Source organism: Enterococcus sp. AZ196 (genome assembly GCF_050498845.1).
Classification (GTDB): domain Bacteria; phylum Bacillota; class Bacilli; order Lactobacillales; family Enterococcaceae; genus Enterococcus_A; species Enterococcus_A murrayae.
The window spans coordinates 1-22,571 of sequence record NZ_JBIPAM010000004.1 but is presented as its reverse complement, the minus strand read 5'-3'; the positions used below and the strand labels follow the sequence as shown (position 1 = coordinate 22,571).

Here is a 22,571-nt window from a genome sequence, read left to right as displayed (position 1 = left end):
TCACCCCTTTCAATTCAGATCCAAATAGACATAGCTTGATTCACCATCTATCTTTTCACTGATTCTTAGTTGTAAATCTTTATTTTCAGCATATGATTTCGGTACTGCTAGAAGTATTTCACCATTAGGTTCAAGGCTTCGCTTTACTCGATAATCAGTTGTCAAAAATTCCTGTTGATACAATACTAAATCATCATATGTTCCTAATTCATCATCCCCGATCACTAATGCTGATCCTTTGTTTAACATAAAGGATTCTAACGGACGGTCATTTGCTGTGGTTTCAATTTTATGTGTCAGATATAACACGAGCAATTTGTAATCATCCCGAAAGTTATGAAAGTTTCTTTCGATGATGTTTCCATATACTTCTTTAAATCTAATTGCTTCACTATCGTTAAACTCTTTAAAATCAAACCCTGTAATGATACGAGAAAAACTATCGTTCCTACCTACCAGTTTGTTATATTCACTGTCTACATAAATAGTTACTGGTAAATTCGTTGCAGCATGTTTCTTCTTTTTCACATGAGATACCTTGACCTCTTCACTACTGTTGTTTGGAGAGTTGTTTCTTACAACAACATATGACGTTGATAAAAAAGCAACCGAAACAACTGTAGCAAAAATTACTTTTTTATTTCTCATTCTTCTCTCCTTTTCTCTTTTCTTCTTGTCCGACTGCTTCGCCTACTTTTTGTCTGAAAAAGTCAGTCATTGTAATATCACGATCTAAGCAATAATGCTTAAACTGCAAATACAAATTTTTTTCCAATCGAACAGTAGTGATTTTTTCATTTTTTCCTTTCATTATGAGAACTCCTTCACTATAATGAAATATGACAAACAATCCTAACATAAAGTAGGTTTTAGCTAAAAAATAAAAAATTACGTTTTTATCATAAGCTACACTTAAACCTACCACAAAGTAGGTTTTATGTCATGGCTAAATCCTACCACAGCGTAGGTTTTACATCAAGATATATTTACATCAATAGTCGCTGTAATTTAATCAGTTCAAAAAAAAAAGGCACTAAAACGTGCCTTGCTTCAATCAAAAGAGAAGTAGATTTTAATTTTTTAAAAGTTGCCGCTTTGATCACCTGATGCCGTTTGTTTTGCTGTTGTAGGCTTCTAAATCGTTCGGACGTATATTGCGTGCTTTTTTAAGCAAACACTCCCTAGCGATCATTTAAGACCGTTTCAGGACTGTTGCAAGTTAGTTCTTTCCCGAGAGCCGACACTTGCTTTTGTTCGTCCGTCTTATTGTACTACGCAGTCCACTGTGTTAAACTGGCTTTAGAAAAAAATAAAACCCGCTCGGCAAAGTGGGTTTCGTAAACTCTTTGAAAGACATCTGAAGTCTCTTATTTCTTATCGCAGTAATTTTAACATTTTTATTGCGCCTTTTCAAGACACTTCTTTTGGATTTCAAAGAAATCTTAAAGGAGCTTTTTTATGGATAAAAGTAGACACATTACAATTTTTGACGATTTTGGTGCAGATATTAGATTTATTAAACTTCCGAAAGTTCTCTACACTAGCCCACTTTATAGACCTATTTTAAGTAATGACGCAATACAAATATGGTCTTTTTTGAGAGACAGAACAGAACTTTCTAGAAAGAATGGTTGGTATGACGAAGACGGTCGAATTTATTGCCGTTTTTCACGCCAAGAGTTCGCAGAACTTTTAAACATTAGTACAAAAACAGTTTCAAAAGCACGAAAACAATTAATGGATGCAGGTCTGCTAGAGGTAGCAAAACAAGGGTATAACAAATCTGATAACTTATACATTAACTACCCTGCTGTGACAAAAGCAGATATTTATAAAATTGAGAAACTCGAAAACCCGGAATATGAATCAGAACTAACTGAAGAAGAAAAATCTGAAAAAATGCGGCGAGTAAGAAACCGGAAAACTAAAACTGATTCTGAATCGACGAGCAGGGAAAATATTTCCCCTCTCGTCGGAAGCAATGATAACAACGATTTGACGAGCAGGGAAATTTCTTCCCCTCTCGTCAAACCCAATGGTAACACCGATCTGACGAGCAGGGAAAATATGACACGTCCGGCAGGGAAAAATATTCCCCCTAATGAAACTTACTCAAACAATCTTGAAACCAATGAAACCAATGAAACCGGAAAAACAGACTTATTCACAGATAACTTAGCTTTCAGAAATCAGCAGAAACAGCTTGAACTTGAAGTTGTTGAACAGGTGTTTTTGAGAAATCATGAAGATAGTTTTTTTGAACCAATGACCCTGAATAAAATCCTCATGATTGCTAATCACAATATTTCGGATGCTGAAAATTTTTTACGAATTAGTAACAATGCTAAAAGAGAAGTTGAAAAAACTTTGGGTGAAAAAATGTATTTAGGAAGTGACTACAATCCAGAAATACAAAGAGTAGCCAATCAGATAATATCTTTTGGAATTGACCAATTTATTTTTAGAATTAAGAGTGGCAAACTAAAAGATAAGTTCGCTTATTCTTATACTCTATTCGTAAGTGTGTTTATTGAAATAGCTCTTTTTATAACAACTTATCACAAACATTACGACAACCTTACCTTTTTACAAGGACAAGTAATTTTGAAAAATCTAAATCAATTAGCTGACAAAAGAAACATCAATATGGATCAGGTAATCGATCGATATAATAAAATTAGCAATCAATTCACATGGAATACTGAAGATGAAAGCGGACAGGAGCGTGAACAATGAAATCTCATGAAATGAAAGATAAAATTCAAAAATTATTAAGTAGTGGCGTGACAGGAAAGCAAGTTGAAACTTCGACAGGTATTTCCAAATCTAATTTCTATAATTTGAAAAATGGGTCAACCAGTATCGAAAAGATTAATTATGAAACAGTTGTAAAACTAGCGGATTTCTACGATAAACAAGTAGAATTAAAGACCCTTGAAACTAATAGAGAAGAATATCTCGAATTTGTGACTAACATTCAAACGCTAGGCAGCGATATAAAAATAAACAAGTCAAATTCAATAAATAGAAAAGCCTTCAAAGAAGTTATGAATGAGTTTTTCGAAGAAATGTATCATGATCAAGGGCTAGTCATATCACTGTTTGATTCATATAAAGAAAAAGCAAAGCGATAAACAAAAGAGCAAGTGCACTTATAAGTGTACTTGCTCTTTTGTTTTAATTAAGTGCAAAATTCCAAAGCGAATGATCAGTAGTCGTGACGGCGAATCGCCTGAAGTCTTTTTCATGTTTCATTTTTAGTGTACTAAGACGTTTGCTGAACTGTGGTTATAGCACAGATTTTCTCCAATACAAAGGGTATATAAACGGCTGCGCCGCCCTTTTCCTTTCCGAAAATATGAGCTAAGGGACAACCACAGCAAACGCCATAAGTACACTACAAAAAATGAACCATAAACGAAAAAGACAAGGAGGATCGCACGACTACTGATCATTAGGAATTTTAAAAATCTAAACCTTTTCAGCTCCACCAAAGTTCCTAAAAAAATGGTTTTGAAAAGAATCAAAAACAAAAAGAAACTTGTAAATGAAAGGGGAATTCTCATGAATGACTTATATCAAGAAATCGGTTACAAAGAAATGTTTTCAATGTTACAGGCAACTCGAACAGACAAAATAAAATTAACAAAAGAAGAATACGAAATTATCATTGCTGCAAAAAAAAGCGGAGATTACTCAAAAGTAAAACAGACGGAGATTTACAACAAACAATCTGGTGATTATTGTGCACTACTTCAACTGCTGCCCTATCACGAGGTCAGATTGCTATTTTTTGATCTGCCAAACGGAGACACAGCCGTTTTAAACAAGGATAGAATATTTAACAATGACTACCTGAAAATTGCAACGATTAAGGGAAATAGAGCCAATTTCCATACATTGATCGTTTATCCTGAAGAGAGAAGGGTAATTGATGATTATATAAACAAATAAAAAATACATGCAAACACACTTGCAAGTATACTTGCAAGTGTGGTATAATTTAGAAAAGGTCAGAACAGGAGTGGTTTTATGACAACGAAATTGACAGAAAAGGAACATAGTAATTTAAGAAGTGAAATTGACTTAATATCAAAAATATTAGATAGAGCAGAAAAAAGATTTGAATTCGACAGAATTACAGCGTTTATAGATATGCGAAACGCACATAGAGTATTCAATTTAGACTTAGAAAAATTTCTTATTGCTAATCAATCTGATTTTTCCCATGATTTTATAGGAATTAGAAATTCAGTTGACAGAACATCATACCCGGTAACGAACTTTGATGGATTTCTACCTAGACACACAAAGGGTTGACCCCCCCCCAACAACACTTGCAAGTGCAAGTGTTGTTGTACCGGATTAATTACACTGAAATATGGTATTCAATGAACCGCTGCCAAATATTCTGTTTCAGTAATAATTGAATACCAAAAAAATATAGGAGTGATCAATTTGATTTTTGCTGAATTTTTGGAAGAGAACGAATGGGACGGAGAGTTAGTTTTAAATGATATTAATTTTGATATGACTTGTAGCTTTTGTGTTGCTAGAACTAAAGTAACGGAGTTAGCGTTTGAAAGCTATGGAAAGGTTCTTAGAGCCAATGTAGATTTTATCAAGGGTAGATATGTACATTTAACTAACGAAGCGATTAAAGACGCTGACGAAGCGTTTGAACTAGGATCAGATTTTCTATCCGCTATAAGTGGGTACATTTCTGTCGAAAAGTTTGAAGCCTGTTTCTTAGAGATATAAAACTATGTACTTGCAAGTATAATTGCAAGTGCTTTAAAAAGTATTGGGGGTTTTTAAAATTATTAAAATAGGTGGAAAATATCGTTGTTGCTTTAAATGTTCTGGTGATTTGGAATTCGATGAAGAAAATGAAATACTAATTTGTGAGTGTGGCAATAAGTATACCATTGAAGAGCATAACGAGAAAAACCGGGAAGAAGAAATTGCACTTCTAGGGTTTATAAGACACATTGAAGGATAACACAAGCGCACTTGCAAGTGCGCTTGTAAATCAAAAAAATATGAAGGAGTGTCAGAAATGATTTCTAAAATGATGTATAGAGAGTTGAAGACAAAGCGTAGCGTTAGCGGTATTGAGAGCGTTCTGAAGCAAAACAATTTTTCTGTCGTACCACCAACCGGTGGCACATGTAAGATGTGGGGCAAATGGGGCGAATACATTGAAGTTAAAATTTTAGACATGCAAGCAGACGAGATTTTAAATTTACAAGAAGAATTGTGTGATTACGATATTCTAATTACTCGCAAAGAACAGCTCAGAGAGAAAAAAAGAATTGATATTTTTTTCAATCCTGAATCAATCGAATTTTAATATAAAATAATAAGGAATGGTGAACCATGAAAATAAGAGAATTTATTGCATTAGACACTATTAATCAGATAGCAATATACGAAGGTTGCGGCTGTGAAGAATTACTCGCTAAAGGATTTGCTCATGAGATTAAAAGAGAGGACGAGGATTTACTTGAATGTGAAATAGCTACAATCGATATTGATTCATCAAATAAAGGTTCTTTCATTATCCGGCTAGAAGAAGGTCAAACAAAGAAAATGTTCATCAGAATGCGAAAGACTTCTAAAGATATAAGGTTAGAAAGCATTCATAGAGACGAAGATCATACAAATACCGAAGAGTGGGGCATAATTAATATGTTGTCCGAAAAGCGGCTTTCTAAGTTACCTAGTGATATAATTGAAAGCAGCATTAAGATCATGGAAGAAAAAAAAGAAAAGTTGATCGAGTCAGGATATTATCAAGAATACCCATTTTGAAGTCACTAACACCCCTCCCGGTTGCAAGCGCACTTGCAAGTGCGCTTGCAAGTATTTTATTTTGGTATTCATGCGAAACAGTTTCTCCAGGGCATCGACCGCAAAAATGAATACCAAAAAATGAATGGTTAGAGATAATCACCTCAAAAAATTAACAGATATTAATAGCCTTGAATAGTTAGCTAGGTAGTTTATCACGTAAAAAGGAGAAATAGCATGGAACAATTATATGAATGGTTCAGCAATAACATTGACAAGTCAAATCAATGGGTTTTTAAAAGCTTGTTAGCTTGCTTCATTCTAATCGTTATGACATTAACCCAGCTTCCATTTTTGGAGAAACTAGAGACAGATACCAAAATGAGTAATCAAAGAAAAGCAGCAACTTTTCTACTGACCATTAATCTCCCTGCTGTTGTGATAAGTTTATTTATTCAAATCTTTTCTGTGATAGGATTTGTCTATATTATATTTGTTTTAGTTTTTGATGTTATGATCATTTACACTTTCATGAAGCACAAATTATCTAAATTAAGGAAAGGAGGAAAAAAATGAACAATGTTTATGCTTATTCAATGAGATCATATGTATTCAATGATGACCACTTAGATAAGTGGGTATACTTGATGGAAGAAATGGGTTTTTCTGATTTTAGGGATTCAGAATGGAGAACGGTGCTCTATTTAATTGCAGCAGATGAAAGATTGTATAGAGATCGTAAAACGTTGATCAATTTTGAAGAAAAGTCAATTAATGCTGATAAGTGGTTTAAGAACTCTTATTCTAGTGGAGAAAACAAACTGTTAGCACTAGCGTTCAATTTATATACTCAGTCTGAATACTATGAGTATCCGAACGGTGAACGTATCTATATAACGCCAATGGATATATTTACTTCACTAGATTCAGAGTATCGATGGGTTGCAATAGAAGCGATCAAAGTAAGATTTCTTCGAGAATAATTACGATAATTTAAAATCTAACCACTTGCAAGTGCCCTTGCAAGTCTAATTGTAAAAACTAAGCATATTGGTATTCATTTACTCTCAGCTGTTCCGGTTACTTCAGCAATTAATGAATACCAATTTGATAATACTATTTAGAAAGGAAAGTTATTAATGGGAGCTAGGAAATGGCGTTTACAAATAGCACTTAGTTGTATCGTATTTATATCATCTTATGGCGTGGTTGCTAATGCTAATAAGAATTCGTTTGAAGCATTAATAAAAAAGAGGTTAGAAGTCGCACAGAGGGATAAAGGAGATAGTTTCCTACTAAATAGAAACCAACAATGCTTTTCCTAAAAAGGATTATGAGATAAACATTAAGAGAGGAAATCAAGATCACCCTGAAGTTGCCAAAGTCAGTATAAATTACTTGGATTTAAAGAAAAAGGAACCCGATTTATATATTTAGGAAAGTGAATTAAGAGAGATTGATAATTTTGAAAGATTCGTATGTACTACTCATAATTTGTTTATCTATTTTCGAGTTATGGTGGGTCATTAGTCAATCAAAATGGGTTAAAACGCAGTATGAAGAAAAGGAAATCCATTTAATTACAAAAGTTCTTGCATTTCAAGCATGTGTGGCTACTGTTGGACATGTTTCATGGGTATTTATTTTAAGCTAAAGCTCTTAATTTAAGAGCTTTTTTATTTCCCCTAATTCACTTGCAACTGCAAATTAATCTATGAGAGTGCTTGGCATTCTTTTTGATCAAAAGAGCAAAGTTCCAGAGCGAATGATCGAGCAATCATGGTGACAGGTGACTTATGTATTTTCACGTCCGTCAAATCCATGAATATGAATAATTGGAAAACAAAACAAGCACACTTGCAATCGCAAGTGCACTTATAAGTGTGTTTAATGATGTTAAAAACTTTGAGTTCGTGATCCGAGTAATCCAACCGACAAGACCAAAAGAGTGAAGGTGAGAATCGTTTTAACCGCAAAAAATCCAATTTTGATCACAAAGCCAATCGTTTTAAAGATCATGCTCAAAATCATTGATATAATTTTCATCTATTCTCACCCCCCTAGTGATTAGTCATTATAGTTCAAGTTCATCATTAGTAGCTGATTTTCTTTGCATCTGCTCTTTACTTGTGCCATTTTTTACAATATCCAAATCGCTGATCAGTTGAACAGCATTTCTATTATCGTCAATGTCAATTCTATCAGGTGAACCGTCATTATCCAAGTCACGTTCTTTGTTTCGTTCACGTAATATTTTTTCCTCTAATATTCTTCTTTCCTCTAAACCTACTTTATCGTATTTTTCTTGTAAAATTGAATCATTCTCTAGTAAATAATCAAAGTTTTCTTGACCGAAATATTCGATTAAGTTTTCTGACTCAATGCTATTTAAACTATCAATAAATCGATCCTTATAGACCACATCAAAAAGCAACTCATATGATTCAAAAATGCTGCTATGTGCCACTTCGCCATTTTCGAACCTTTTATAAAGAATTTCTCCATCATCAAACCTTTTTATTTCCTCATATTTACTTTTCTCAAATTCTACTGCTATTTTATATGGAATATCATCTTCGTCTATTTCAACAATTTCCTCGTCAATCTCTTCCACATCTTCCTCTTTAAAGCCCATAAGATGATTATTATTCGTTGGTAAATTTTCAAACCCCAAGTCCTCGAATTGCTCGATAATTTGATCGCTGATATAAGACCTTGTTTCAGGAACAACTACAGTTCCCCAATGAATAATATCATTCCATGTGACCCCTTCAAAAAGTAAGTTTCGATGGTCAACACCACGAATCCCCATATCAAATCCACCATATATATTTAAATCATCAATTTTATAAATAATCTCTTCGTCCATACCACTTGCCATTGATGGATCATCAGAAATTAAATCTTGTAAATCTCTTATAAATTCCTCGCGATTAACCATTCAAACACATCCTTTTTTAACGTGACATATCTTGTTGTTTTGTCTTTTCTTTTCCTTGCTCTTTTTCTTGTTCCTTAATTTGTTTATCAATTGCTTTGACTCCTGCAATAGAATAAATGTTTGGTGACTTTTCTTTTTGCTCAATCTTTTCTTTAATCTTATTGATTGCCAACTTATCTTTCTGTTCTGGACTGGTGTTAAGATCATCCTTAACAAATAGGTTATAGAGATTGTTTGTTTTTTGGTAAGATTGATCGCTAATTTGGTCTTTCAAATCAAATAATTTTTGAGTTTCCTTCATGGAATCAGAATCATTAAAATAGCGATCCTTCAGCTCGTTAGTAGCTAGATTTTTTTGATTGAACAGTTGCTTTTCTACAGGAGAAAGTTCATCATACATTGATTCAAATTTATCTAACTTTTGATTTTCGTTAAGATTTTTAAGATCAACTTTAGTTGCTTCACTTTCTTCAAAGAGTTTTACATCAACTTTTTCCAATAAATCTGGCATTCTTTTGTTACTGATTTTCCCTCTAAGTTCATTTTTTTCCGAATTATTTGTTACGAAAGTGTCATACAAATTCTGTACACTATCTTGCTGCTTATCTGATAAATCATTTTTCATTTTGGCTAAAATATCCGCTTCAAAATTCGTATCCCTATCAGCATAAAAATTGTCTGCTGATTCTTTTTCAGTTTTTACAATTTGCTTAAAATATTCTTTTTCTTCTTTTGACAATTGGCGATAAAGCTCAGTGAACTTTTCGTTTTTTTCGTCTTCACTCAAACCTTCAAGAGAGACTAAATCAGTTTTTTCCTTTAAGTCTTCAAGTTCCTTTTCTTTAATCGGAAGTTGGCTCTTTTTCGAAACTTCAAGAGATTTTTTTTCGACAACGTTTTTCAATGCTTTTTCTATAACACCAACATCTTTAGTAGCAAAAAAGAATGAGTAATTATCTTTTCCAACTTTTTGAACTGAGAAGTCCACACCAAGCTTTTTAAGCTCTTTTGAGTAGGCTTTGACCTGATCCTTCGACACGTTGTTTTCAAGCGCTTCTACGCCGTTCTTGTGCTTCTGAACTAAGTCCTGAATCTTTTGCTTTCCCCTTTTAGTATTAGCTTCAATGACTGGCGACTTAGGATATTTCTGTTTATCCGTAATCATTTCTGTTGCTGTTCTGAGAATTTTTAAAATCAATTCTTCAGTAAGCTTAGCACCTGAAGACACGATTTCAATTGCTGCTCGTGTTTGGTCATCAATGTTTGCTCCCATACGATCACTTGACCTTTCTTTTTCTTTTAATTATACCATAAAGTAGGATTAAATGATATAATAATAGCAGCAAAATTCAAGTGATTAAGGGAAAGGCAAGCATCGGGTGTGTGCGCACACACCCAAAAAAGCTATGCTTTTGCTTGGTAGGATATTCCTACAACCTTGACTAAAGTAATGACTATTTTTTTACAAAAATAGTCATACTTTTAGTTGTCGCTTTGCTCGATTATTCCAAACTTTATGAGGTGATTATTTTGACACGATTCAAAACAAGTCTTAATGTTTCATTGACTGAAAAAGAAAAAGAATTTATAAAGAAAAAAGCAGGTGATTTAGGGTTTTCGAGTGCTTCTTCTTTCCTTTTAGATGCTTCTAAAACATACTTCCGATTAGACATGGATATGAGTGCATACAGGCAGTTGACTAAGGAAATTAATTATATTGGAAAAAATATAAACAGTTTAATGCGGAGAATTAATACAGATGGTTTTTATACCGATATGGAAATTGATTTTTTTAAATCGAAATTGAATCAGATATATAAGCTAATGAATAGGGAGTATCGTAGATTAACTGATTTGAAGTTTAATTTCTCAAGTGATAATTTGGACCTGAAGAAAACGGAGATATTAATTCAGGCAATGAAAGAGAAAAAAATGAAAATTCCGAAAGAGCTTTTGTTTGGAGAAGTGTTTGAAAGAATCAGGGAAGATTTTGATTTCTTGATTAAATGTTTAGACGATTCACCTAAACAAGAAAAGGAGTTATCAGAATTCGTTTGGGATTATCTTTATTCTAACTCAATCGTCAATCTAAATGAGGATTCATTAATAGAGCTGTACAATGAATTATTTATTTTATCTGAGAAAATTAAATTTAAGACCGAAAGAAAGGGTTACTGTTTTTCAGATGATGATTGGTTTGAGTTAAAAGAAATCATTGACAAATACCAGTAATAAATAAGGTGGTTTTACGAGTGTCTATAGTAAAAATGCACAGAGTACAAAATTTGAGAAAGCTTATTGATTATAGCTTGCAAGAATATAAAACGATTAGTCATTTAGTAACTACGAATGAGTGTCAAGAGCCTTCAATAGTTTCAGATTTTGATTACACTCTACAAGAGTATAATCATGCGAAAAATACGAACAAAGAAATGTTTGCACGAATGATTTATCAATCGTTTGATCCAGAGGAAAAAATCACTCCAGAACAAGCTCATTTTTTTGGTGTTGAACTAGCGAAAAGATACTTAAAAAATGATCATCAGTATATTGTCATAACTCATGAAGAAACTGAGCACCTGCATAATCATATAATATTTAATTCAATAAAATGTACCGATTTAAAAATGTTTGATAGCAAAACGAAACATACAAAGTATGATTTAAGAATGATCAACGATCAGATTTCATTTGAAAACGGACTCATGATTCCCGAAATAAAAGCAAATCGTGGTATGAGTTTCAATGAGTATGTTGTAAGGGGTTCAGGAAAATCGTTTAAAAGTAAACTAGAGATTTTAATTGATCAGAACATAAAGCAATCAAATACTTTTGATGAATTTTTGAATAATATGAAAAACAGCGGATACTCATATAAAAGAGGTAAGTATCTAGCATTTAAAGCTGAAGATGGAAAAAAATATATTCGCACTAAGGTATTGGGTATGAACTATCTAGAATCATCAATAAAGTTTAGGATTGAAAATAAAAGTTATGTTCCTGTAACTCAGCGTATTATTGATAAGCAATGGATTGATAAAACTGGAAAAAAATTTCAAACTTCTTTCGGCTTGAGACGTTGGGCAACTAGAAAAAATATCAACTACTTAAATGAAATTGGTAAAAGACTTTATAGAGAAAACATTTCATTGGATCAACTGAATGAAAAGGAAGAGATAAAGGTGAATATTACTACGCATTTTGAGAAGGAATTAATGAGTCGTGATGAATTAATCTATAAGCTCAGTAAAATGGAGAACAGTTTTCTTGTTTACAAGAATAGCTTGAGTTTAATCAGTAATTTTAAAAAATCAGAAGATAGGGAAAAATTTAAGAGGGATAATTACCAAGACTTTAAGGCGTATGATAATGCGAGAAAAAACTTGAATTATCTAAAAAAGCATCATGGTATAACAGATTTAGCAGAGTTGGAATATAAGGTTAGTCAACTCAAAGAAGAACGAAATATGTTTTATAATAGTCTTGATGCAAAGGGGCAAGATACTAAAGTTAGAGAGAATCGCAGGGAGAGGTCGAAAGAAATTATTGAAAAGGATAGATAAGAAAACATACTTTATGGTATATTTATACTCAAGGGGGTGAAATAAAAATAATGGCCAGTGTAGATTGGAACGATATATTAACAGCACATGAAGCCAGTCTTGAGCTTGGTAAGAATCCAAAGTACATTTACATGCTATGGAGAGATGGATCAAACTCATTGCTAAAAGGCAGTGTCGCAATGAAAGGAAAAACGTTACTAATTACTAGAGAAGGTTTGGAGTATTTAAGACCAAATGCAAAAAAAGAGGACGACCTCGCATTTAATTGCGGTAATTGCAAGGTCACAAACCGAGAAGTGTTGCAGCACTTCTCCGGCTTGTCCTCTCACGTTAACCATTATACACATTTAGACACAATGAGTATTGATCAAAACCTACCATATCGTACGTTTTATTAAGGTTTTCATCGTTTGAAAATGACAGTTATTTTATGGAGAAAAAAAAGAATCACCCCCTTATTACAAATAAGACATTTTTTCTTAAAAATAAAAACTACTGACTTTTCACAAGTTCTCTTAATAAAAATTTGGTTTTTACAAATGCTGATATTGGCGTTATTTTTTTAACTATTAAACCTACTATATGGTAGGTTTAATAGTTTTTATAGCAGGTGTCGCCTGTCGTTCCACTTCATTTTACTAGAAATTACTATAGAAAGGAGGGACATATGAGATGAAAAAAAACCCTTTATTTAAAAAAATCTTAATGTTTTTGATGCTTTTCATCTTACTATTTGGAAGCTTAGCTGGTTATAAGCTTATTAAGGAAATTGAAAAAAAAGAATTTACTGCTAATGCCACTACGTTTTCCCAAATAGAGAAGAGTAATCCCAAAGCCCGAAAATTCAAATTTGACGACTCAAATGTTGATAATACAGCCACTATGAACGATATGATTAAACTTCAAAAAAAGGCTATCTCTATGCAGATGAAAGAAAATATTGCTGGTCATTTAAAAATTGAATCTATTAATCAAACTATACCAATCTTTATAGGTGCAAATCAATACACACTTTCTTTAGGAGCAGCAACTTACTTTTATGAAGATGCTGAAATGGGAAAAGGAAACTTTGTTCTTGCAGGTCATAACATGGAAATACCGGGTGTGATTTTTTCTGATCTGTTTAGTGTAAAGGTCGGTGATAGCATGGATTTGATTAGTAATGACACAATTTATCGTTATAAAGCTGACCGCATTTTTAAAATGCCCGGTGAGTACACACTAGTTAACGGAGTGCCAGAAGAAGGATCATTCCTTTCATTGCCGAAGGGTGGAGAAAAGGCAATTCTTACCCTATTTACTTGTGTGTATACAGGAAATGTAAAACAGCGTTATGTAGTTCAAGGACATTTAAATCAACAGATTCCAAATGAATAGAATCTGCTTATATAAACAACTAAAAAGGAGTGTATGTATTGTGAAAGTTAAGAGAATATTTTTTAGGAAAACAGCAATTACGATTGCTAGTATTTTAGGTTTGGGTTTAACACAAGGATTTGGATCAATGGCACATGCAGCAGATGCGACAGAACAAGTTCCGCCTTCTGCTGTAGACATTACGGTTCATAAGTTAATGTATGACAGTGGAACCAAATTAGATGTTGATATTGATGGTATTAAGAATGATGGTCACACACATGACACCTTGCCAGAGGGCGTTTCAAAATACAACAAATCTGATTACGGAGATATTGAGTTTACAATTGTGAATATTACAGATATTGTGTTGCCAAAACAAGATTCTGAATTAACTAATGCTAAGATTGACCAGATTGTTGAAGATATTGAATCAAAGGGAGCCAATAGTGATTATATTAAAAATGGCAAAAACTCAGCAACCAAAGCAGTTGACGAAAATGGTGAAATCACATTTAGCGGCTTGCCGGGATACACAAATAATAATCAAAATGTGTATGCTATTTACGAAAGCAAGTCTGCCGCAGGTTTCATAGTTGAAAAGGCTAAGCCTATGGTTGTGGCTGCACCGATGACTTCATCTGATGGAAAGTCATTTTTAAAGAACATCCAGCTATACCCAAAAAATATTACGAAAAAATTGAATTTTGAGTTCACTAAGTATGGTAATGATGGAACTGAGAAAAACGAAGATACACCTTTGAAAGATGCCAAGTTTGAGATTTATAAAGGCGAGCCGGGAAAAGGTAAGAATTTAGGAGCTGCTATTACTGATGATAAAGGAAAGATTTTAGTTGAAGACCTTACAGTAGGGAAATACTATCTAGTTGAAGTTCCATCTAGTGTAGTTGTTGGAAAAGATAAAAACCCAACACAGGATCAATATTTATTAGGCGCTGATGCTCGGAATGATGAACATAACAAGTTATCATTTGAAATTACAGCAGAAGGAACTAATGTTAAGTTAGAAGGCTCTTATGTGAACTACAAAGCACCTGTGATAGAAAAAACAGTGGTTGGAGACTCATTTACTGTAGGTGATTTAGTTAACTATCAAGGAAAGATTTTAGTTCCACAAGACATTGAAGGTGCTGAAGGTATCTCAATTAATGGTAATAAAATTACCACTTCTCATTATCCAACATTCAATTGGAGTGATACAGCAGATAAAGGACTCACATATGTTGCAAGTAAAGCTAACCTAAAAGCAACAAATAGTGATAAATCGATCACACTTAAAGAAGGAACTGATTTCAAGTTAACAAACAGAGAAAATGGATTCACTGTTGATTTCATAATGGATAATGGGAAAGTCAGTGAAACTGTTGGGAAACTTCACGGACAACAAATTATTTTAGACTACAACATGGTATTAAATGAAACAGCAGTTGTAAATGATCCATTAACTAACTCTGTTCTATTTACTTACAACAATAATCCTAATAGCGAAGAAGAAAAGAGAGAGATTACAACTGAGGTTGATGTGAAAACATTCGGAGCAAAATTCTTAAAAGTAGACAGTGGATTGTTTGGAGTAGGTGGTACAACTCCGCTAGAAGGCGCAGAATTTGTTGTCTTGAAAGAAGGTAAATTCTTTGGAGGTCAAATTGATACTGATAAAGATGGTGTTAAGGAAGCACAATGGACTGATAGTGAAAGTGATGCTTTTGTATATAAATCAGATAAAGACGGAAAATTTGATGTTCAAGGTTTCTCGAAAGGCGAGTATACTTTGCGTGAAATTAAAGCACCTGAAGGTTATCAGAAATTACCAAAAGATATTGAATTTACAATAGATGAAAATAGCTTTGATGAAGAGAACAGAATTTCAATTAAGAATAAACAAAAAGCAGCAATCGCTCACACAGGTAGCAAACGCAACTTAATTATTGCAGCAGCAGGATCAACAGTATTATTAATTGGTTTAGCAGGAGCTTATTATATGAAAAAAAGACAAATTAACTAGATTCAGGTGATACTTTATGAAAAATTCTGAAGTAACGAAGATAAATATCTTACCTACTTTAGCACTGATTTTAGCGTCTCTCACTTCATTTGGTTTTTTCCTTAATCAAAATGTTGAGAGTGCCGTTTTAAAATACAAGCAGGAACAATTGCTTAAAAATATTGAGTACCGACCTAACTCATCAGTATCAGAAAAAAATTCGATTAATGTTTCTAAAGCCGAATTAGGATCACCTGAAGCAATAATTATGATCCCTTCTTTAAAACTAAAACTACCAATATATTATGGCACATCAGACAAGGTATTAAAGTATGGAATTGGTATAACAGAGGGAACAGGAGACGTAAAAGGTGGCTTGAACAAAAATCCGATGCTAGCCGGACATAATGGTTTATCAAAAGCAAATTTATTCAATGATCTTACTAAATTGGAAAAAGGCGATAATTTTATTTTAACAGTTGACAATCAAAATCATAATTATCGTGTGGTAAAGATAGTAGAAGTTGAATTAAAAACCTTAAAAAAGAATACTGAGAGATATCTAATGCCAGAGCCTAACAAAGACTTAGTTACTTTGATGACTTGTACACCTAGATATAGTAATCGGAATCGATACTTGGTTACTGGTGAAAGAACAAGTTTTAAAACTTCAGATTTAAAAGCACCGCTAAAGAGAGATCAAGATATTAAGTATCTTATGATGGGCTTTTTGCCTGTTGTTTTAGCAGGAGCTGGATTACTTATCTTTCGTAAAAAGAAAGGGGAGAACCGACATGAAATTTAATAAGTTTTTAGGTGCAGTGCTACTATTATCAGTTGCAATACTTTCTAACACAACTGTACTAGCAGCAGACAGTGACACTAGTGATTCAAGTTCTATCCCAAGCACAAGTACAAGCGCAAGTACAAGTACAAGTGTAAGTACAAGTGCAGAAGAGGGTGGAAACTCACAAAGTTCAGAAAAAGTATCAGAAGAAGATTTTCAAGAACCAATCCTATTCAAACAAACAATTCATATTCAAAAAGTTGTTTCAAAAGAAAAGATTACTAATAATGGTAAATTTATCAGAGATTTTGAAGGTGTAAACGGAGCGCATTTTAAGATTTATGATGTTACTGAAATCCTAAAAGAAGTTTCTGGTGGCAAGACAGGATTAGATCAAAGCAATATTGAAAAGATTACAACAGATGTTACTGAACGTAGCAAGAAGTTATCTGAGGATCAACTTAAATTAGTTACTGAAGGAGATACAAAAACTGTTGATGGAGTTGACGGAGTTTTTGAATATACAGTGGAGACTAATCTTTTAACTTCGAATGCCTATTATGCTGTAAACAGCGACAGTCCTGAATCAGCAACAACAAGCGAGCCATTTGTATTTATTACGCCAATTTGTGATGAAGATGGTAACCCTATGGAAAATATTTGGTATTATCCGAAGTCAGATCCAATTTCAAATGATCCTAAAAAAACTAATGGTCAGAATTCCGAACAAGATGCTGAAAAAGAAGTGAAAAAAGTAGTTTCTACTGGTGTGAAAAGAGATTTCCTTGAAACAATTATTCAAACCGTTGTCAATTTGTTTGACTCGAAAGGCTAAGTGAATGGTTAAAAAAATTACTATAACTATATTTTTCATTATCTTATTCGCAGCTTTTTTTCTTATGTATGGTTCATTAGCTATTTCAATGTTGTCAACTCAAGATCGAATGCAGCCGTTACTTCTGCAATACTTCTCAATCGAGTCACCAATTATTCCAGTCGAAGCAGCTTTGGCTTCTAGACAGTTATGGGCATTAACAGTCATTTCGAGCCTTACCTGTGTGAGTATTTTAATTGGAGTAATTACTAAAAAGAAAAAGAAAGTGGGGATAAAATGAAAATAAGAAAGCTTAAAAACTATGTTTTTACTATTTTTTTAGGTTTTTTATCTATTGTTTCAGTGTTGCTTAATGGTACATTTGCTGAAGCCGCTGCTACTAAAGTAGACACATTTGATTTCGGTCCGAAAAACTCGTTACATTTTAATTGGAACAAATCGTTAACCTCAACTGCACAATTAAGTTCGTCTAGATCATCTGTAATCAAGGGAACAATTTCTAAAGTGGGTCCAAATACCGATTCAGCGATTCTCGGAAATTATTTTCTAGCTTGGGATAAAGGTAGTTTAGTTTCTGGTGATCACCTTTATGTAGATTATAAGAATATGGGAACATTCAAAGGTAAACCAATTGACTTGAGACTAGATTTATCAGGCTTTACTACAGGTAACAACAAGTATGATGCTTTTCACGAAATCATTGTTGGTGGAAAGTCGTATAAAAACTTCATGTGGTTTTACCCAAACAGTTCATTTTTAGATGGATTCACATATTCTGGCTTTGGTATTTCTAGTGCTACATTTAACTTCAAATACACAGATGGAAGTGGAGACGTTACTTTAGATGATACTTCGTACATGACTATTGGAAGTTTGAACGGTAGGAATGCCACAGCGGTTAATGGATCAGCTTTTCTCCATCAGGAATTTACCGCCTATGAAAAAATGGGAGCACAACCATACTATCTCACTAAGAATACTGCTTTAGCTGAGTATACAAATCCGATTATGATGAGTGGGAATGTCGTTGGTGGTATTGCTTCGACAGATGCAAATTTTGTTGATGCAGTTGGAGACCCTAACTATACACGTGGAGCAGTTACATTTAAATTAACCGGGAAAAATCCTAAATTCACATTAGGGACAACAGCATTTAATCAGTGGACTACAATGGCTACCGCAAATATTTGGAGTGCATATCCTGAAAAACCAACTAAATCTGTATACAATAAACCGGGAACTGAAGCAAGCGAGAATAACATTGATAAGAAAATGATAGCGAAAGGTTCTGATGTATACTATCATATTACACAGAAATTTGGTGCTCTTGGAAATGGTGCTGATCAACTAACAAAGTATTCAGCTTTTACAATAACTGATACATTTGACGATACAAACATGGAATATAAATCAGGTCGATTATTGTTGAAAAATGGAAATACATTTACTGTTGCTGATGCTGGAGGAACAATTAACCGAAGTGGTAACAAGGTCACGTATACGGCTTCTACAGCTTTTCTAAACAACAATAACACTTATGGTAAAACTTATGTATTGGAACTCCATATGAAAGCTAAGGCAGATGCTAAATTGATAGCGAAAAATACTGCGGTCACTGATTTTAACAAACGTTACCCTCAACCAACCAATACAGTAGAAAATTATTTCCCTAAAAAACCAACTAAGAAGGTTGAACAAGAAGGAAAAGATGTTGATGGAAGAAATAAAGGTGAAAAAGGGACTGACACTGCACCTTTGAAAACTGGATCAGAGGTTGTTTATACTGTATCAGCTCTTTGGCACAAAAAAGGTACAGATATTAATTATGACCATTACAAAACCTTTAGTATTGTTGATCCACTTGATTCACGTTTAACTTACAAAGATGGAACTGCAAAAATTTATGATAATAGTACAAAAAAAGACATTACTGATCAAGGAACACTAAAATACGATTCTGCGACAAGGACTCTATCATGGGAAGCTTCAGAATCATTTTTAGCAGCAAATCCACTTGATGGTCGAGTGATAGATTTGATTTTCACTTGTAAGACTCCATCTAACAAAGAAGTTGATATTAAGAATGTTGCTACAGTAACAGCCGATGGGTTTGTAGATTCAACAAATGAGCCTATCATTGGTGTGGACTATACTTTCCCAAGTTTATCTATCCCTAACACAGGTTCTATCGAACAGATAAAATCTTCACTCGTTGGAGCTATGGGATTGATCTTTTCTTGTTTAGTATACGTAATATACAAAAAGAAAAAGGTTAACAGCTAAGGCTGGCTAATGCCAAATAAAAGGACTGCTCCTAATGGAGTAGTCCTTCTTTTTCGTCAGTTATTTGAACACATTTCTTGATCCTAAAAATACAGAATCATAATCTAGAATCCCTGAATTTTCATCTACAGTAAACGAGTTTGAAAAACCAGCAATGACAATCTTATTGTCAAGTAAGTTTGCATTATGTGTGTAACTTGATTTCCAAGCGTTCATAATGCTTGTTACGCCATTGTTTATTAAATCATCAATATAGAGAAAACCACCATGTATATTTTCTCCTCGGAATCCAAAACAACCTAGACTTTCGAGTAAATCTTGTGCTGTACCTCCGCCCGGTCGATAGTGACCAGGTGCAACCTTTAATTCTTCAGCACGAATATCAGCAGCTTTCTGTACAGTTACATGACCTGAAACTGTATCTAAACCTTGTTGGTTTCTGTATTGATTTAAAATAGCTAATTCTTTAGATATAATCATCTGATTTAATTGATCTAAAGAAACATTTTTATATTTGAAATTTAACGTTTCATTTTTTGAAATATTACTTACTGAGCGTGAACCAGAACGAATATTTTCACCACACAAATAATAGTTTTGAGTGACTAAATCTTTTTTCCATGTAGTAGTGAAATTTTCACCTTCAAGTAATTTTTTTGATTCTGAAAAAATTACTTGGTTATTATCAATGTTTGTATGATTTATTGTCACATTGAATTCCCGACAATAGTTAAAGTCTATCCGTTTGCTTTCTGTCACATTGTTTAGAGTAATTGAACTTTGCGAACCTTCACGTGGGTCTAAAACATATCCATTAATAGACGGAGGGGTTATTGTTTGACTCTTACCATGAGTTACATTAATTACATTCCGTTGGTTCTTATTAGTAATTAGAGATTCAGAATTTTTATTTGTAGCATAGATATAAATTTGGTGAACTTGATCATAATTGAAGGTGAGTGTTTTATTCCCATTCATTGTAACTGCTTGATTAGTTGACCCATTAACTCGATAAGAGAATTGTTTTTCAGTAGTAACAGTATCATCATTGTATTTAAAATCTTTTGCTTTAGCAGTGTAAGTTGTACCAGATTTTACAGTTTCCTTATTTGAATCAAGTAATTGCCCAGACTGTCGATCAATATGCTTAATTGTAACAGTATAATTTTGAACAGGTTGAGTCGAGTTTTTTGTATAATTAAAGGTAATTGTTTTGTTCCCATTTACGGCAACAGACTGTGAGTTGCTACCCTTCAGGGTGTATCCCGAAAAATTTTCCGCTTTTGCAGTGTATGTCTTCCCCTTCTCAACTGAAGCAGTATATGACTTCAAATTTTTGTTATCTGATCCAACATGTTTGACAGTAACAGTATATTTGGTAATAGGTGGTTGTGTTGTGGACTTATTGGAACCATACCAAGCAATCCCTTCATTACGCCAACCTACTTTTAAAAGGTTATTCTGTTCCCCTTTGTTTATTGTATAATTGTGGCTTCCTGCTTTTGCATTAGGGTTGTAAGCTCTATAAAGTGGTATGGATTTGTTCTTATCAGAATACCATCCAATCCCTTCATATTTCCACCCAACCTTTACTAAATGATTCTTTTCTGAAGCATGTAAGGTATAGTGGTGATCACCTGCATTAGGATTGTATAAACGATAAACAGGATCACCACTTGATGGCGCGTTCCACCCAATCCCTTCATATTTCCATCCGGCTTTTTTTACTTTATCTCTTTCTACTGTATTAGCAGTATAGAAATGCTCTCCACTGTTTGGATTGTATAGACGAAACATTTCGTTTGTTGCTGCATCAGCTTCAGAACTAGCTACTACAGCTATACTTAATCCCAATAACAATACTCCAACTTTAAATAATTTTTTCATGTGAATCACTCCTGTTCTTTTTTAGTTTCTATAATAATACACTTGGTATTCAAATTAACTTATATCATCAATGATCGATCGTAATAACGAATACCAAAATTACTTACGAACAATTTTTTTCAAATCACGATCCTTTCTTTTATTGTATCATGTATCTCTTGCTAACTTAATATTAACACACTTGCAAGTGCACTTGCAAGTGTTTTTTTAGTTTTGATGTATTGATGGCAACTAATATTGATGTAAAACCTACTTTATGGTAGGATTAATTTAAGGGTTTGTCAATACGCTTTGTTCAAAAACTTAACAGTTGTTGAACAAAGCACTCCATTCGTATAAAATAAGGGTTGGTGAGTATTCATAAACTTTGTTCAGAAAGTAGGAGTGGAAAATGACAATTTTTGGTTACGCTCGTGTTTCAACTAGAGGTCAGACTCTTGAAACACAAATCGAACTTTTGAAAAAAGAAAAATGTGATAAGATTTTTACGGAAAAATATACAGGAACAAAAATGGATAGAAAAGAATTTTCAAAACTGTTAAAAGAAATGAAAAGTGGTGATACATTTGTTGCAACAAAACTTGATCGATTTGCTCGATCTACTGTTGATGGATTAACTACCGTCCAATCTCTTTTCAAACGTGATATACGTGTGAATATCTTAAATATGGGTGTTATTGAGAACACCCCAACAGGTCAGCTCATATTGACACAAATGCTGGCATTTGCTCAATTTGAAAGAGATATGATCGTTGAACGTACACAGGAAGGGAAAGCTCACGCCAAAAAGCACAAACCGAATTATAAGGAAGGAAGACCAATAGCGCCTATAACACCTAAGAAACGACACGCTTATGATTTGCTAAAGACTAATTCATATAGAGAAGTTTCTAAAGTGACTGGTTTCAGTAAAAGTACATTACAACGAATTAAGAAGCGAATAGAAACAGAGAAATAGCAAAAAAAGCACTATAAAGTATATTTGATTTTGTTTCAGTAATCTAGTTAGTTTTTAGAAACAGAATTTACTAAAAGGACGAGTTTCATTTAAGCTCTTAATATCAAGTAATGAAAATAGTATAATAAAGTATATTTTATTGTATTGATTGGAGTGGTTGTTA

General features: G+C 33.3%; 25 protein-coding genes. 19 read left to right on the top strand and 6 right to left on the bottom strand.

The features are described from left to right. Positions 1 to 9: 9 nt before the first annotated feature. Positions 10 to 648, bottom strand: a complete 639-nt coding sequence (locus tag IGI67_RS25785; RefSeq protein ID WP_429959936.1) for a hypothetical protein — start codon at positions 646 to 648, stop codon at positions 10 to 12. Beyond that, the gene (locus IGI67_RS25780; RefSeq protein ID WP_429959935.1) at positions 638 to 811 is read right to left on the bottom strand and encodes a hypothetical protein; all 174 of its coding nucleotides are present in this window, start codon (positions 809 to 811) and stop codon (positions 638 to 640) included. Before IGI67_RS25780 ends, IGI67_RS25785 begins: the two co-directional genes overlap by 11 nt. A 647-nt stretch (positions 812 to 1,458) precedes the next feature. Between IGI67_RS25780 and IGI67_RS25775 the strand changes: the two genes are divergently transcribed. The 9 genes from IGI67_RS25775 to IGI67_RS25735 all read left to right on the top strand — a co-directional run bounded on the left by IGI67_RS25775 (position 1,459) and on the right by IGI67_RS25735 (position 6,776). Continuing rightward, positions 1,459 to 2,736 (top strand): replication initiator protein A, encoded by a 1,278-nt coding sequence (locus tag IGI67_RS25775; protein WP_429959934.1) that lies wholly within the window; start codon positions 1,459 to 1,461, stop codon positions 2,734 to 2,736. Next, on the top strand, positions 2,733 to 3,134 hold the full coding sequence (locus IGI67_RS25770) for a hypothetical protein (RefSeq protein ID WP_429959933.1): 402 nt from the start codon (positions 2,733 to 2,735) through the stop codon (positions 3,132 to 3,134). The genes IGI67_RS25775 and IGI67_RS25770 overlap by 4 nt, the downstream gene beginning before the upstream one ends. 430 nt (positions 3,135 to 3,564) lie before the next feature. After that, on the top strand, positions 3,565 to 3,954 hold the full coding sequence (locus IGI67_RS25765) for a hypothetical protein (protein WP_429959932.1): 390 nt from the start codon (positions 3,565 to 3,567) through the stop codon (positions 3,952 to 3,954). 78 nt (positions 3,955 to 4,032) lie between these two features. Continuing rightward, the gene (locus IGI67_RS25760) at positions 4,033 to 4,320 is read left to right on the top strand and encodes a hypothetical protein (RefSeq protein ID WP_429959931.1); all 288 of its coding nucleotides are present in this window, start codon (positions 4,033 to 4,035) and stop codon (positions 4,318 to 4,320) included. 138 nt (positions 4,321 to 4,458) lie between these two features. Further along, the gene (locus IGI67_RS25755) at positions 4,459 to 4,761 is read left to right on the top strand and encodes a hypothetical protein (protein ID WP_429959930.1); all 303 of its coding nucleotides are present in this window, start codon (positions 4,459 to 4,461) and stop codon (positions 4,759 to 4,761) included. A gap of 298 nt (positions 4,762 to 5,059) precedes the next feature. Continuing rightward, positions 5,060 to 5,353 carry a hypothetical protein gene (locus tag IGI67_RS25750; RefSeq protein WP_429959929.1) on the top strand — a complete coding sequence of 98 codons (294 nt, stop codon included), beginning with the start codon at positions 5,060 to 5,062 and terminating at the stop codon, positions 5,351 to 5,353. A gap of 26 nt (positions 5,354 to 5,379) precedes the next feature. Beyond that, entirely contained in the window at positions 5,380 to 5,814 is a 435-nt protein-coding gene (locus IGI67_RS25745) for a hypothetical protein (protein WP_429959928.1), read from the top strand. Positions 5,815 to 6,030: 216 nt separating this feature from the next. Beyond that, positions 6,031 to 6,369: a hypothetical protein gene (locus IGI67_RS25740; RefSeq protein WP_429959927.1), complete on the top strand. Its 339-nt coding sequence runs from the start codon at positions 6,031 to 6,033 to the stop codon at positions 6,367 to 6,369. Further along, the gene (locus tag IGI67_RS25735; protein ID WP_429959926.1) at positions 6,366 to 6,776 is read left to right on the top strand and encodes a DUF6075 family protein; all 411 of its coding nucleotides are present in this window, start codon (positions 6,366 to 6,368) and stop codon (positions 6,774 to 6,776) included. Before IGI67_RS25740 ends, IGI67_RS25735 begins: the two co-directional genes overlap by 4 nt. Before the next feature lie 913 nt (positions 6,777 to 7,689). On the opposite strand, the gene IGI67_RS25730 is transcribed toward IGI67_RS25735, so the two are convergent. The 3 genes from IGI67_RS25730 to IGI67_RS25720 are packed head-to-tail and all read right to left on the bottom strand — an operon-like array spanning position 7,690 to position 9,899. Continuing rightward, entirely contained in the window at positions 7,690 to 7,839 is a 150-nt protein-coding gene (locus IGI67_RS25730; RefSeq protein ID WP_429959925.1) for a hypothetical protein, read from the bottom strand. Positions 7,840 to 7,867: 28 nt separating this feature from the next. Further along, positions 7,868 to 8,734, bottom strand: coding sequence for a hypothetical protein (locus tag IGI67_RS25725; protein WP_429959924.1), 867 nt, complete (start codon positions 8,732 to 8,734; stop codon positions 7,868 to 7,870). A gap of 16 nt (positions 8,735 to 8,750) precedes the next feature. After that, positions 8,751 to 9,899, bottom strand: a complete 1,149-nt coding sequence (locus IGI67_RS25720; protein ID WP_429959923.1) for a hypothetical protein — start codon at positions 9,897 to 9,899, stop codon at positions 8,751 to 8,753. A 365-nt stretch (positions 9,900 to 10,264) separates the two neighbouring features. Here IGI67_RS25720 and IGI67_RS25715 point away from each other — a divergent pair, with 365 nt between their 5' ends. The 9 genes from IGI67_RS25715 (at position 10,265) to IGI67_RS25675 (ending at position 19,563) form a co-directional block, all read left to right on the top strand. After that, a complete protein-coding gene (locus tag IGI67_RS25715) occupies positions 10,265 to 10,966 on the top strand; it encodes a hypothetical protein (protein WP_429959922.1) in 702 nt (233 codons plus the stop codon). 20 nt (positions 10,967 to 10,986) lie between these two features. After that, the gene (locus tag IGI67_RS25710) at positions 10,987 to 12,297 is read left to right on the top strand and encodes a relaxase/mobilization nuclease domain-containing protein (RefSeq protein ID WP_429959921.1); all 1,311 of its coding nucleotides are present in this window, start codon (positions 10,987 to 10,989) and stop codon (positions 12,295 to 12,297) included. 50 nt (positions 12,298 to 12,347) lie between these two features. After that, entirely contained in the window at positions 12,348 to 12,695 is a 348-nt protein-coding gene (locus tag IGI67_RS25705; RefSeq protein ID WP_429959920.1) for a hypothetical protein, read from the top strand. A gap of 274 nt (positions 12,696 to 12,969) precedes the next feature. Then, entirely contained in the window at positions 12,970 to 13,674 is a 705-nt protein-coding gene (locus IGI67_RS25700; protein ID WP_429959919.1) for a class A sortase, read from the top strand. A 40-nt stretch (positions 13,675 to 13,714) separates the two neighbouring features. Continuing rightward, a complete protein-coding gene (locus tag IGI67_RS25695; protein ID WP_429959918.1) occupies positions 13,715 to 15,679 on the top strand; it encodes a SpaA isopeptide-forming pilin-related protein in 1,965 nt (654 codons plus the stop codon). Positions 15,680 to 15,695: 16 nt separating this feature from the next. Further along, positions 15,696 to 16,463: a class C sortase gene (locus IGI67_RS25690; RefSeq protein WP_429959917.1), complete on the top strand. Its 768-nt coding sequence runs from the start codon at positions 15,696 to 15,698 to the stop codon at positions 16,461 to 16,463. Continuing rightward, the gene (locus IGI67_RS25685; RefSeq protein ID WP_429959916.1) at positions 16,453 to 17,280 is read left to right on the top strand and encodes a pilin N-terminal domain-containing protein; all 828 of its coding nucleotides are present in this window, start codon (positions 16,453 to 16,455) and stop codon (positions 17,278 to 17,280) included. The genes IGI67_RS25690 and IGI67_RS25685 overlap by 11 nt, the downstream gene beginning before the upstream one ends. Positions 17,281 to 17,344: 64 nt before the next feature. Then, complete coding sequence (locus tag IGI67_RS25680) at positions 17,345 to 17,560, top strand: hypothetical protein (RefSeq protein WP_429959915.1); 216 nt, start codon at positions 17,345 to 17,347, stop codon at positions 17,558 to 17,560. Next, positions 17,557 to 19,563 (top strand): isopeptide-forming domain-containing fimbrial protein, encoded by a 2,007-nt coding sequence (locus tag IGI67_RS25675; RefSeq protein ID WP_429959914.1) that lies wholly within the window; start codon positions 17,557 to 17,559, stop codon positions 19,561 to 19,563. The genes IGI67_RS25680 and IGI67_RS25675 overlap by 4 nt, the downstream gene beginning before the upstream one ends. 60 nt (positions 19,564 to 19,623) lie before the next feature. Here the strand turns inward: IGI67_RS25675 and IGI67_RS25670 are convergent, their stop codons facing one another. Next, positions 19,624 to 21,450 (bottom strand): MucBP domain-containing protein, encoded by a 1,827-nt coding sequence (locus tag IGI67_RS25670; protein WP_429959913.1) that lies wholly within the window; start codon positions 21,448 to 21,450, stop codon positions 19,624 to 19,626. Positions 21,451 to 21,841: 391 nt separating this feature from the next. Here IGI67_RS25670 and IGI67_RS25665 point away from each other — a divergent pair, with 391 nt between their 5' ends. Further along, a complete protein-coding gene (locus IGI67_RS25665; RefSeq protein WP_429959912.1) occupies positions 21,842 to 22,408 on the top strand; it encodes a recombinase family protein in 567 nt (188 codons plus the stop codon). Positions 22,409 to 22,571 lie beyond the last annotated feature (163 nt).